The organism is Pseudomonas sp. SCA2728.1_7, from assembly GCF_018138145.1.
In the GTDB taxonomy this organism is placed as follows: domain Bacteria; phylum Pseudomonadota; class Gammaproteobacteria; order Pseudomonadales; family Pseudomonadaceae; genus Aquipseudomonas; species Aquipseudomonas koreensis_A.
This window is the reverse complement of sequence record NZ_CP073104.1, coordinates 6,116,713-6,129,319: the sequence shown is the minus strand read 5'-3', so window position 1 is coordinate 6,129,319 and position 12,607 is coordinate 6,116,713. Positions and strand designations below refer to the sequence as shown.

Here is a 12,607-nt window from a genome sequence, read left to right as displayed (position 1 = left end):
CCATGCCGCAGATCCAGTCCCGACTCGACCCGCACAGCGAAGCGTTTGCCCGCAACCGTGCGGCAATGCTCACGGCCATCGAGCAAGTCCAGCAGCTCGAACAGAACCTGCTGAACAAGGCTGCCGAAGCCAAAGCGAAATTCGACAAGCGCGGGCAATTGCTGCCGCGCGAACGCCTGAACCTGTTGCTCGATCCCGGTGCACCGTTTCTCGAACTGGCCAGCCTCGCCGGCTACAAGTTGCACGACGACAAGGACGGCAGCTCGGCCGGTGGCGGGCTGATCGCCGGTATCGGTTACGTCTGTGGCATTCGCGCGATGGTGGTGGCGAACAACAGCGCGATCAAGGGTGGCACCATTTCACCGAGCGGTCTGAAAAAATCCCTGCGCCTGCAACAGATCGCTCAGGAAAACAAACTCCCGGTGATTACCCTCGCCGAAAGCGGTGGCGCCAACCTCAATTACGCGGCGGAGATTTTCGTCGAAGGCGCACGCAGTTTTGCCAATCAGGCGCGGATGTCGGCAATGGGTTTGCCGCAGATCACCGTGGTGCACGGCTCGGCCACGGCGGGCGGCGCTTATCAACCGGGGTTGTCGGATTACGTGGTGGTGGTGCGCGGCAAAGCCAAGCTGTTTCTCGCCGGTCCCCCGCTGCTAAAAGCCGCCACCGGTGAAGTCGCCACCGATGAAGAACTGGGCGGTGCCGAGATGCACGCGCAGGTTGCCGGGACCGCTGAATACCTCGCAGAGAACGATGCCGATGGCGTGCGTCAGGTCCGTGAAATCCTCCGCATGCTGCCGTGGAACGAACAACTGCCGTGGCTACCGGAGCCGCAATACAAAGAGCCGCTCTACCCGATCGACGAGTTGCTCGGGCTGATCCCCGACGATCCGAAAAAACCCTATGACGTGCGCGAAATCATCGCGCGTATTGCCGATGAGTCCTGCTTCGTCGAATTCAAGGGCGAGTTCGATCAGCAGACCGTTTGCGGCCAGTTGAAAATTCAGGGCCGCGCCTGCGGTTTCATCGGCAACAACGGCCCGATTACACCGAACGGTGCGAGCAAGGCAGCGCAGTTCATTCAGTTGTGCGATCAGAGCCAGACGCCGCTGCTGTTTTTCCACAACACCACCGGCTTCATGGTCGGCACCGAATCGGAACAGCAAGGCGTGATCAAACACGGCTCGAAACTGATTCAAGCGGTGGCCAATGCACGAGTGCCTAAACTGACCATCGTGGTCGGCGGCTCATACGGCGCCGGCAACTATGCGATGTGCGGCCGCGGACTCGATCCGCGCTTCATCTTCGCCTGGCCGAACAGCCGTACGGCGGTGATGGGCGGTGCGCAGGCCGGCAAAGTCTTGCGCATCGTGACCGAAGCCAAGCAGCTCAAGGACGGCCTGACGCCAGACGCGAAAATGCTCGACATGCTCGAACAGGTCACAGCGCAGAAACTCGACAGCCAGTCCACCGCGCTCTACGCCAGCGCCAACCTGTGGGATGACGGGCTGATTGATCCGCGCGATACGCGCACCCTGCTCGGCTATTTGCTCGATATCTGCCACGAAGCCGACATTCGCACGCTGCAACCCAACAGCTTCGGCGTCAGCCGGTTCTGACCGCCACGGATTCTACGGAGAACAAGAACAATGATCTTCACCCCGGAACACGAAGCCCTGCGCCGTACCGTCCGCCAGTTCGTCGAGCACGAGATCAATCCGCACGTGGATGAATGGGAAAAGGCCGGACGCTTCCCGATCCACGAGATTTTCCGCAAGGCCGGCGACCTCGGTTTGCTGGGCATTTCCAAACCGGAAAAATTCGGCGGTATGGGCCTCGATTACAGCTATTCGATTGTCGCTGCCGAAGAGTTCGGCACCATTCATTGCGGCGGCATTCCGATGTCGATCGGCGTGCAAACCGACATGTGCACGCCCGCCCTCGCCCGCTTCGGCTCCGATGAACTGCGCGAAGAATTCCTGCGCCCGGCAATCACTGGCGAGCAGGTCGGCTGCATCGGCGTCTCCGAAGTTGGCGCCGGATCTGATGTGGCCGGGCTGAAAACCACCGCGCGCAAGGACGGCGACGACTATGTGATCAACGGCAGCAAGATGTGGATCACCAACTCGCCGAGTGCCGACTTCATCTGCCTGCTGGCCAACACCTCGGACGACAAACCGCACATCAACAAGTCGCTGATCATGGTGCCGATGAACACGCCGGGGATCAGCCTCAGCTCGCACCTGGACAAGCTCGGCATGCGCAGCTCGGAAACCGCCCAGGTGTTTTTCGACAACGTGCGCGTGCCCCAGCGCAATCGCATCGGTCATGAAGGCGCCGGGTTCATGATGCAGATGTTGCAGTTTCAGGAGGAACGCCTGTTCGGCGCGGCAAACATGATCAAAGGCCTGGAATATTGCGTCGACAGCACCATCGAGTACTGCAAGGAGCGCAAGACCTTTGGCAATGCGCTGATCGACAACCAGGTGATCCACTTCCGCCTCGCCGAATTGCAGACCGAAATCGAATGCCTGCGCGCATTGGTTTACCAGGCCACCGAGCAATACGTGAAAGGTCAGGATGTCACACGGCTGGCGTCGATGGCCAAGCTCAAGGCCGGGCGTCTCGGTCGCGAAGTCAGCGACAGCTGCCTGCAATATTGGGGCGGCATGGGCTTCATGTGGGACAACCCGGTGGCCCGCGCCTATCGCGATGTGCGGCTGGTATCGATTGGCGGCGGCGCCGACGAAATCATGCTGGGGATCATCTGCAAACTGATGGGCATCCTCCCGGGGAAAAAGAAATGAGCAACCTGCCGCAATGCCAGACGCTGTTGCTGGAGCTGCATGGCGGCGTGCTGCACATCACCCTCAATCGGCCAGATAGCCGCAATGCGATGAGCCTGCAGATGGTTGGCGAACTGCGCGCGGTGCTGACGGCTGTGCGCGATGACCGTGCGGTTCGGGCGTTGGTGCTCAGCGGTGCCGGTGGGCATTTCTGTGCCGGCGGCGATATCAAGGACATGGCCAGCGCGCGCGCTCAGGGCGCTGATGCTTACCGTGATATGAATCGCGCCTTCGGGGCTCTGCTGGAAGAAGCGCAGCACGCGCCGCAAGTGCTGATCACGGTGCTGCAAGGCGCGGTGCTTGGCGGCGGTTTCGGTCTGGCCTGTGTCAGCGATATCGCGATTGCCGACCATCAGGCGCAATTCGGTTTGCCGGAAACCAGCCTCGGCTTGCTGCCGGCGCAGATTGCGCCGTTTGTGGTGCAGCGCATCGGCCTGACCGAAACCCGCCGATTGGCGCTGACGGCTGCACGTTTCGACGGGCATCAGGCACGGCGTCTGGGGTTGGTGCATTTTGTCGAGCAGGATGCGCAGGCGTTGGCCGAGCGGCTCGATGAGGTGCTGCAACATGTGTTGTGTTGCGCGCCGGAGGCGAATGCGATGACCAAGAAATTGTTGTTGGCGAGTGCCGGGCAGCCTTCGAGTGAACTGCTTGATCAGGCGGCGCAGTGGTTTAGCGAAGCGGTGACTGGCGACGAAGGAATCGAGGGCACCATGGCATTTGTGCAAAAGCGGAAACCTCGGTGGGCCACTTAAAAGCATCGCGAGCAGGCTCACTCCTACAGGGGAAATGCATTCCAAATGTAGGAGTGAGCCTGCTCGCGATGAGGCCATCACATTCACCGCCAAAACCTCAGGAAACCTCACCATGCCCGCCATCCAAAAAATCCTGATCGCCAACCGCGGTGAAATCGCCTGCCGCATCCAGCGCACCGCCCAGGCGCTGGGCTACCGCACCGTCGCCATCTTCAGCGACGCCGACGCCGAGGCCCTGCACGTCAAAATGGCCGATCAAGCCGTGCACATTGGCCCCGCCCCCGTGCAGCAGTCGTATCTGAACATCCCGGCGATCCTCGACGCCGCCCGCCACAGCGGCGCCGACGCCATCCACCCCGGCTACGGTTTTCTCTCGGAAAACGCCGAATTCGCCCGAGCCTGCGAACAGGCCGGACTGATCTTCATCGGCCCCAGCGTCGAAGCCATCGAGTTGATGGGCAGCAAACGCCAGTCAAAAATCGCCATGCTCGAAGCCGGTGTGCCGTGCATCGCCGGTTATCAAGGCACCAAACAGGACGATGCAACCCTGCAGCGTGAAGCTGAACGCATCGGCTACCCACTGATGATCAAGGCCAGTGCCGGCGGAGGTGGACGCGGCATGCGTCTGCTGCACAACGCCGTTGATTTGCCGGCGCAACTGCGCACCGCACGCTCCGAAGCATTGAACGGTTTCGGCAGCGACGAATTGATCCTCGAACAAGCGTTGATCGAGCCACGGCATGTCGAAGTACAGCTGTTCGGCGATCAACACGGCAACCTGATCTACCTCGGCGAACGCGACTGTTCGATCCAGCGTCGCCATCAAAAAGTCATCGAAGAGGCGCCCTGCCCGGTGATGACCGCCGAACTGCGCCAGGCCATGGGTGAAGCCGCGCTGAAAGCCGGGCGTGCAGTGAATTACGTCGGTGCCGGCACCGTGGAGTTTTTGCTCGATGCACGTGGGCAGTTCTACTTTCTGGAGATGAACACGCGCCTGCAGGTCGAACACCCGGTGACCGAACTGATCACCGGGCTGGATCTGGTGGCGTGGCAAATATTGGTTGCCGAAGGTCAGCCATTGCCGCTGACTCAGGATCAGGTCCAACTCAACGGGCATGCAATGGAGGTGCGCCTCTACGCCGAAGATCCCGCACAGGATTTCCTCCCGCAAACAGGCCGTGTCGAGGCGTGGGCACCAGCGCTGCAGCAGGGTGCGCGAATCGATCATGGCTTGCTGGAAGGACAATCGATCAGCCCGTTCTACGACCCGATGCTGGGCAAACTCATCGCCTTTGGCGCCACTCGCGAAGAGGCTCGGCGCAAACTGTTGCGCGCAGTACAGGACACGGTGTTATTGGGCGTGCAAAGCAATCAGCGCCTGCTCGCCGGCCTGCTGCAACATCCGCAATTCATCAGTGGTGACTTCAGTACCGCGTTCATTGCCAAGCACTTCAGTGAACACCCTTGCTTGCACCGCTACATTCCCGATGCCGAGGAACTGGCCATTGCAGCGCTGCTTTTCTATCAGGCCAGCGCCCTCTCCCACCGCGCACCGCTCACCGGCTGGCGCAACAACGCCAGCGTCCCACTGCATTATCGCCTCGGGCTTGATGATCAGAACTGGACAGTGCAACTGCTCGCTCACGCGCAAGGCGCCTTCACCGTGCAGGTTGCCGAACGCACGCTCGAGTTAACACTCATCGATCAGGACGCGCAGTCGCTGACACTGGAAATCGACGGTTTGCGCCAGCGTCACGCGTATCGACTGGATAGCGGGCACCTCTGGCTGTTCACCCGTCCCGGCAGTCTGCGCCTGGAGGATCGAACTCACGCCGTGATCGACAGTCAGACCAGCGTCAGCTCCGGTACCCTGAAAGCGCCGATGGACGGTGCCATTGTCGACGTACTGGTCAGCGAAGGCAGCCCGGTCAGCAAAGGTCAGTTGCTGGTGGTACTGGAGGCAATGAAAATGGAGCACCCGCTCAAGGCCGGCATCGACGGCGTGCTCAAGCGGGTGCAGGTCAAGGTTGGCGATCAGGTAAAAAATCGTCAGGTTCTGTTGCAGGTCGAGTAGTCGCCCACACACCCATGCGGGTTTTGACTACGCTCTGAGTTATCAGAACGCGGAAATCAGGAACCCTGCGATGCCTCACTGGCTGGTCATAGATCTGGAAGCCACCACCGATGAGGGTGGCTGGCCGGTCACCGAAATGGAAATTATCGAGATCGGCGCCACCCTGGTCGATCGCGCCGGGCGCGAGCAGGATCACTTCCAGCGCTTCGTCAAACCGACACGACGGCCGTTACTGACGCCATTTTGTCGTGAACTGACGCACATCACCCAGGCCAATATCGACTCGGCGCAGCCGTTGACCGAAGTCTGGCCGGCGTTCGAACGCTGGCTCGCGCAGCATCAGACGCGCCTCGAAGGCTGGGCCAGCTGGGGCGATTACGACCGCAAGCAGTTGTTGCAGGAATGGCAGCGTCTGCAAATCGACAGTGGATTGAGCAAGGTGCCGCACATGAACCTCAAACAGCGTTTCGCCAAGGCCCGACGCCTGGAACGACCGCTGGGTCTCAACGGCGCGCTGCAACTGGCCGGCATGCAGTTCAACGGTCAGCAGCATCGGGCGCTGGAGGATGCGCGCAACACTGCGCGGCTATTGCCACTGGTCTTGCCACTCTAGGGTCAATTCGAGAACTCAGCGGACAGACGCCGGGCAGGTGACGGCGTTGAAAGCCTTGTGCATACTGGCCGCCTCCATTTTTCAGCCCTTTTCGAGGAATCGCCCATGTTTAAAGTCAACGAGTACTTCGACGGCACCGTCAAGTCGATCGCCTTTGGCACCGCTGAAGGTCCGGCGACCATCGGCGTCATGGCCCCGGGCGAATACGAATTCGGCACCGCTCAGCGTGAAATCATGCACGTGGTGTCTGGCGCGCTGACCGTCAAACTGCCAGACAGCAGCGACTGGGAAACCTTCGCCGCCGGCAGCCAGTTCAACGTTCCGGCCAACAGCAAGTTCCAGCTGAAGGTGGCGGTCGACACCGCTTACCTGTGCGAATACCGCGGCTAAAACCACGGTTTCACTGCGATAAAAAAATGCCCGTGTCCAAGGACACGGGCATTTTCGTTTCAGGCTTGGGTTACTCGAGGATTTCCACCGGCATGCCGACTTCGAGTCGACCATTACTGTCATTCACCAGATTCTGCCCAAACATCGCGCCATCGGCTTCGGCGCGATATTTCTGCAACGTTGCCAGCGGCTCACGATCGGCACTGCGCTCGCCGGTCTGCGGGTCAATCGTGGTGAGGATGCAGCGCGAGCATGGCTTGACCACGCGGAACTCGACATCGCCAATGCGAATGCGCTTCCAACTGTCTTCGGCATAGGCCTCGCTGCCTTCGATGACCAGATTGGGTCGAAAGCGCAGCATTTCCAGCGGACGACCGACTCTTTCCGAGAGATCCTGCAGGGACGCTTCGCCGATCAACAGCAGGGGAAATCCGTCGGCGAATGCGACCTGATCATCATCCTTGCCGAAACCTGCCTGAGTCGTGCGGGCACGATCCAGCGGCACCTGCACCAGGCGGGTCGGTTTGCCGATGAAATCGCTGACCCAGCGCGCGGCCTCATCACCGGCATCGGGCACACGCAAGGTGTCGCGCCAGATCGTCACGCCGCGCAGTTCGGCGTCGCTGCCCGGCAAGGCGATTTCTAGGGAGGACTGTTCAGGTGCGCTCAGGGTCAGCCCGCCCTGCGCATTCCACAGCGCCGACAACTGGCTCATCTTGGCTTCGGCGCGCTGGGTCAGGAAGCGGCCGCTGGCTTCGTCCACGAGCATCCAGCGTCGGTCGCCATCAAGGCCCAGCTTGTCGAGGTCGGCGCTTTTTAGAACGTCGACTTTGCCGGATTTCAACGGGTAACGATAAAGCGCACTCAGACGCAGCATGGCCAGCTCCCTGGAGGATAAAAACGCCACCCTATACGAGCTTGATCAGGAATCAAAGAGCAATAACTGTAGGAGTGAGCCTGCTCGCGATAGCGGTATGTCAGGTAATGATTCGGGGCTGACACACCGCTATCGCGAGCAGGCTCACTCCTACAATGGGTGTGTGGTCAGGCCGGGACTTCGTCGAGCATCAGGCGCTGGCGCACCACGTCGACCAGTTTGTCCGGCTGGAACTTGGAGAGGAAGTTGTCGCAGCCGACCTTCTTCACCATCGAGTCGTTGAAACTGCCCGACAACGAGGTATGCAGCACCACGTACAAGCCACGCAGACGCGGGTCGTTGCGAATTTCGGTAGTCAGGCGATAGCCGTCCATTTCCGGCATTTCCGCATCAGTGAAGATCATCAGCAGCTTGTCGGTCATGTTCACGCCGGTATCAGCCCAGCCCTTGAGCATGTTCAGCGCCTTCAGGCCATCGCTGGCAATGTGCATTTTCACGCCGAGCTGGCCGAGCGTATCGCGCAATTGCGAAAGCGCCACATTGGAGTCGTCGACCAGCAGCACTTCACGGCCACGGGCGCGCTCCAGCACCGGATCGTCAAGTTTGTCGCGCGAGACCTTGGCGTTGTACGGAACGATTTCAGCGAGCACTTTCTCGACGTCGATGATTTCCACCAGTTGATCGTCGACCTTGCTGATCGCGGTCAGGTAATGCTGACGCCCGGCGCTGGTCGGCGGCGGCAGAATGGCTTCCCAGTTCATGTTGACGATGCGATCGACACCACCGACGAGGAAGGCCTGCACCGAGCGGTTGTATTCGGTGACGATGATCGTGCTGTTCGGCCCCGGCACCAATGGACGCATGCCGATCGCCTGCGACAGATCGATCACCGGCAAGGTCTGACCGCGCAGATTGACCACGCCGCAGACAAACGGGTGACGCTGCGGCATCAAGGTCAGCTTCGGCAGTTGCAGCACTTCCTGAACCTTGAACACGTTGATTGCGAACAACTGACGCCCGGCCAATCGAAACATGAGAATTTCCAGGCGATTCTCACCCACCAGTTGCGTGCGTTGGTCTACCGTGTCGAGAATGCCGGCCATCAATGACTCCTGGGCTTGTTCTGATGAATTCACTATGTGAGGTTATCGGCGGCAAATGGCAGTTCTTGATTGCCAAGCCAGACCCCGTCAAAAATGCCATGATCGGGCATTGATGTCACATTAACATCATGCTTTACTGGCGCAGTGATTTTCATCTGCTACATTCTCTGCGGCGCGACCTCGGTTTGCACGGTAGGTTCCCGCGCCTAAGGGATTCCCCTAGTAACAATCAGGCCCAACCTGATATTCGCAATATCCAATAGCCATTAATGTGACGCCATTCTCATTGCATGAACGGAGTCAGGCTATTGTGTGCGATCGCAATTCAGCGGAAACAAGCCCTCTGGACCCCCCCAGTCTGTGCACCTGCACGTCTGGGCGCGATCTCCCGACGATTCATGATCGTCGCCACACACGGCATTCCCTCATCAGACATGACGTGGTGGAGATAAGCATGCCAATGGACCGCAAAGAGTGGGTAGAGCGCTTCCCAGAATTCCTTGCCGAGGCGGAAAAACTCCTGGCCAAGTCCGAAGAATGCCTCAGCCATTTGCAATTGATCAGCAATGACAAGGACGCTATCGAGTGCATGCTCGGCACCCTCCTCAAACTTGCACGCAGGGCTGAAGCCCTGGCGCTAGAAGCGATCTCCGAATTCTCGCTGCACATTTACAGCCTGCTCAACCTGCCCCAGGATCGTATCGACCTTCACGAGCAGGCTCTGCAAGCACTGCAGGATTGCTTCACGCTGATGGCGTGGCAGCTTGAACTGATCGACCAGAAGACCGGGCAACTGAGTCTGGATGAAAGTGAGCAGGCCTCGTTGATCGAAGCATTCGCCTTCCAGGTCGGCCAAAGCCAGCTTCAGCAGCCCCTTGCGAGCAAACGTTTGCCCCAATTGCCCTACTCAGGACAAGCCTGATCACCTCGCTGTATCCGCCCTGGCGTTTGAAACGAATACGTTGAATGTCGTAATTGAATAGCTCATACCTGCCAGCGACAAATCCAAATAAATAATCAGCGACGACAGACACTCATGTTTTCTGCCGGCCTCAGGGTTTGCCTGTGTGTTAAGAAGCACAACTTCAGGCAACACCTACATCTATCGAACTCAATAAATCGACTTTTCCATTATGGAACTTGCGTCCAATACCACGTAATTCCTGACTCATTGGACATATATAGCGAGCGCGACCAACGGTATCTTAAGTGGTATTATGCCGCCCATTAGTTGCTTTCAAATTAATGGCACAGTGACTTCAGCGACAGCTATCCACTGATAGTTGGCGGTCAACACATTCACTGAACCGCGCTGAAATCAATAACATACTTGACAGCTTTTTCAGACAGAGACCCGCCAGCCTCAGGCCGGTCTGCCCGCAGCGAACATCCATTGGCTCCATCCGTTATGTACGCCAGCCTCAAGTCAATCACTACATGGCCACCCTCCCGGGAAAATGCACGCCGGTTCACACTCATACTGTGTGTCGCGGCAACGCTCGGCAGCCTGCTGACCTACGGTTTTTCGACACCACTTAGCCTCGGACTGCTACTGCTCGACATCGCCGCTACCGCGTGTGTCTGGGTGCAATATCGGCTGTCACGCAAATCGATCAAGTTTCAGCCGCAGGAACTCGCTGACCGCTTGCTGGAAGTCCAGGAAAACGAGCGTCATCGCCTCAGCCGCGAACTGCACGATGATATCGGCCAGTTACTGACGGCCGCCAAACTGCAGAGCGAATGGCTCAAGCGACGCCTGCCGGATGACTTGCAGGAACACTGCACCGCGCTGTGCGACACCCTGGAAGAAACCCTCAACAAGGTGCGCGACGTTTCGGCCATTCTTAATCCACGCCAGCTGACCAGCCTGGGGCTTGAAGCCAGCCTGCGCGCACATCTGCTCAAGACATTGACCAACACCAGCGTGCACTGGAGCCTCGATTGCCAGCAGCGTCTTAACGGTATTCCTGAAGAAATGGCGGTCGCGGCCTTTCGTATTACCCAGGAGGCTGTTACCAATATCCTGCGTCACGCCCAGGCGAAAAACCTGGTGATACGCGTACAACGTCTACCCAAAGGTCTGACGTTGCTGATCAGCGATGACGGTCTGGGCTTCGCCCCGGCTGCCAACCCGGGTCGTGAAGGACAACGAGGCATGGCCGGGATGGCCGAACGAATCGAGCAACTGGGTGGCACCCTGAACGTCATCAGCGAGCCGGGCAAAGGCACTCAAATCGAAGCACTCTTCCCCTGGGCGCCTCGCGCACTCGAACGGGCCAGTACGAATAAGGTTATGCGTTGACTTGCAACTTACTTCTGGTGGATGACCACTCGCTGATCAGGGCCGGCGTGCGCGCTCTGGTGCTGGATATTCCCGGTTACGCGGTGATTGGCGAAGCCAATGACGGTTCGCAGTTGCTCGAAATGGTCGAGCAACTGAGTCCGGATATCGTGTTGCTGGATATCTCCATGAAAGAAACCAGTGGCCTCGAAGCGCTGCAACGGCTCAAGCGAGTACGCCCGCAGAGCAAGGTGCTGATCCTGTCGATGCACACCGATCCGGCGCTGATCATGCAGGCCCTGGAATCCGGCGCCCATGGCTACCTGCTCAAAGACACCACGGCCACTGAACTCGAACATGCACTGGAAGCCTTGCGCAACAACGAGCGCTACCTGAGCCCGGCCATCGCCCATACCGTGATCAATCAGGCCCTGACCCGTAATCAGAAGCAGCAGCCGGAAATCGCCGACTCGCATAATCTGACCGCCCGCCAACTGGAAATCCTGCGCTTGATCGTGCGGGGCAAATCCACCCGGGAAATCGCCAATGGCCTCGGGCTGAGCATCAAGACTGTCGAAACCCACCGCTCACAGATCATGAAGCGCCTGCAAATCTACGACGTGGCAGGCCTGGTGCTGTTCGCCGTACGCGAACAGATCATCAGTCTGGACGACTGACCGATCCGGCTCCGCCCAACAATGGAGAGTGCTCCGGCAAATGCACACGCAACGCTGCCGGACGCGCTTCAAATCGCAAGCTGTCACCTTCCAATGGTTCGCCATCCAGATTGATGCAGAGCCCCTCGGCCACTTTGATTTCGACCCATGGCAAACGGGCTCGGACAAACATGTTATCGATGCCGAAACCATCGCTGAGCAGCGTCTTCAGCGTGCCCACCAGTTCCTGTGGCGCCGGCAGGATGCTGATATCCAGCAAACCGTCATCGGCCAGCGCCTCTGGGCAGAGTACGTGCCCGCCACCGGCCTGACGGCCATTGCCGATACCCAGCGCGAGCATTTCGCCACTCCAGTGAAAGTCCGGCCCCTGAAGTTCGCCGTAAGCGGCATGCAGCTCGCTGAACCGTGACAAACCGGTGAACAGATAAGCCGCACCACCGAGAACTTTTTTCAAGTCCTCGGAGGTATTGGCCGTGACCTGACTGCCGAAACCACCGGTGGCCATATTGAGGAAAATCTGCCCGCCCACTTCACCCAGATCGATGTCGCGCGGCGGTACATCAAGTAGCTCGAGTGCCTCGGCGGGCTCCAGTGGCACACCGGCTGCGCGAGAAAAATCGTTGGCGGTGCCCAAAGGTAAAAGCACCAGGCTGGCTTTACCCGGATGCGCCGCGAGCGCTTCGGCAATGTCGCGCAAGGTGCCATCGCCACCGCCGGCAATGATCTTCGTGTAGCCATCCGCCAATGCCTGCTCCACCCAACGCTGAGCGTCCCCTGCCTCCCAGGTCAGCCGCACGGCCAGCTCCCAGCCTTGTTTGCGTTTGTCCTCGACGGCGGTGCGAACCGCCTCGTTGAGTGCCTGCTTGCCATGCAGAATCAATAGCGCCCGGCGCTCACTCATCACGTCACTCCCAAAATCGAATCAGTTGAGACATCTTGACCGCTGCAGCACGCAAAAAAGCCGTCCGCCCCCTTAATTAATTCAACCTTC

General features: G+C 59.2%; 12 protein-coding genes. 9 read left to right on the top strand and 3 right to left on the bottom strand.

Annotated elements, in window-relative coordinates; translation table 11 throughout:
- The first annotated feature begins 2 nt into the window (after positions 1 to 2).
- The 6 genes from atuC to KBP52_RS27460 all read left to right on the top strand — a co-directional run bounded on the left by atuC (position 3) and on the right by KBP52_RS27460 (position 6,678).
- Complete coding sequence (gene atuC, locus KBP52_RS27485) at positions 3 to 1,619, top strand: geranyl-CoA carboxylase subunit beta (protein WP_212621377.1); 1,617 nt, start codon at positions 3 to 5, stop codon at positions 1,617 to 1,619.
- A 30-nt stretch (positions 1,620 to 1,649) separates the two neighbouring features.
- A complete protein-coding gene (gene atuD, locus KBP52_RS27480) occupies positions 1,650 to 2,807 on the top strand; it encodes a citronellyl-CoA dehydrogenase (protein ID WP_007908685.1) in 1,158 nt (385 codons plus the stop codon).
- Positions 2,804 to 3,601: an enoyl-CoA hydratase-related protein gene (locus KBP52_RS27475; RefSeq protein WP_212621376.1), complete on the top strand. Its 798-nt coding sequence runs from the start codon at positions 2,804 to 2,806 to the stop codon at positions 3,599 to 3,601. The genes atuD and KBP52_RS27475 overlap by 4 nt, the downstream gene beginning before the upstream one ends.
- Positions 3,602 to 3,713: 112 nt before the next feature.
- Positions 3,714 to 5,675 (top strand): acetyl/propionyl/methylcrotonyl-CoA carboxylase subunit alpha, encoded by a 1,962-nt coding sequence (locus KBP52_RS27470; protein WP_212621375.1) that lies wholly within the window; start codon positions 3,714 to 3,716, stop codon positions 5,673 to 5,675.
- A gap of 70 nt (positions 5,676 to 5,745) precedes the next feature.
- Entirely contained in the window at positions 5,746 to 6,288 is a 543-nt protein-coding gene (locus tag KBP52_RS27465; RefSeq protein WP_123595308.1) for an exonuclease domain-containing protein, read from the top strand.
- 105 nt (positions 6,289 to 6,393) lie between these two features.
- The gene (locus tag KBP52_RS27460) at positions 6,394 to 6,678 is read left to right on the top strand and encodes a pyrimidine/purine nucleoside phosphorylase (RefSeq protein WP_003226701.1); all 285 of its coding nucleotides are present in this window, start codon (positions 6,394 to 6,396) and stop codon (positions 6,676 to 6,678) included.
- Positions 6,679 to 6,748: 70 nt separating this feature from the next.
- Here the strand turns inward: KBP52_RS27460 and KBP52_RS27455 are convergent, their stop codons facing one another.
- Together KBP52_RS27455 and KBP52_RS27450 are read right to left on the bottom strand one after the other, a co-directional pair.
- Positions 6,749 to 7,555, bottom strand: a complete 807-nt coding sequence (locus KBP52_RS27455) for an MOSC domain-containing protein (protein ID WP_212621374.1) — start codon at positions 7,553 to 7,555, stop codon at positions 6,749 to 6,751.
- Positions 7,556 to 7,722: 167 nt separating this feature from the next.
- Entirely contained in the window at positions 7,723 to 8,658 is a 936-nt protein-coding gene (locus KBP52_RS27450) for a chemotaxis protein CheV (protein WP_038364198.1), read from the bottom strand.
- A gap of 454 nt (positions 8,659 to 9,112) precedes the next feature.
- Between KBP52_RS27450 and KBP52_RS27445 the strand changes: the two genes are divergently transcribed.
- The 3 genes from KBP52_RS27445 to KBP52_RS27435 all read left to right on the top strand — a co-directional run bounded on the left by KBP52_RS27445 (position 9,113) and on the right by KBP52_RS27435 (position 11,616).
- The gene (locus KBP52_RS27445) at positions 9,113 to 9,580 is read left to right on the top strand and encodes a hypothetical protein (RefSeq protein WP_212621373.1); all 468 of its coding nucleotides are present in this window, start codon (positions 9,113 to 9,115) and stop codon (positions 9,578 to 9,580) included.
- A 486-nt stretch (positions 9,581 to 10,066) separates the two neighbouring features.
- Entirely contained in the window at positions 10,067 to 10,960 is an 894-nt protein-coding gene (locus KBP52_RS27440) for a sensor histidine kinase (RefSeq protein WP_077573905.1), read from the top strand.
- A complete protein-coding gene (locus KBP52_RS27435; protein ID WP_116030550.1) occupies positions 10,957 to 11,616 on the top strand; it encodes a response regulator transcription factor in 660 nt (219 codons plus the stop codon). The genes KBP52_RS27440 and KBP52_RS27435 overlap by 4 nt, the downstream gene beginning before the upstream one ends.
- Here KBP52_RS27435 and yegS read toward each other — a convergent pair.
- Positions 11,600 to 12,517, bottom strand: a complete 918-nt coding sequence (yegS, locus tag KBP52_RS27430) for a lipid kinase YegS (protein ID WP_077573907.1) — start codon at positions 12,515 to 12,517, stop codon at positions 11,600 to 11,602. The genes KBP52_RS27435 and yegS overlap by 17 nt on opposite strands.
- Between the last annotated feature and the right edge of the window lie 90 nt (positions 12,518 to 12,607).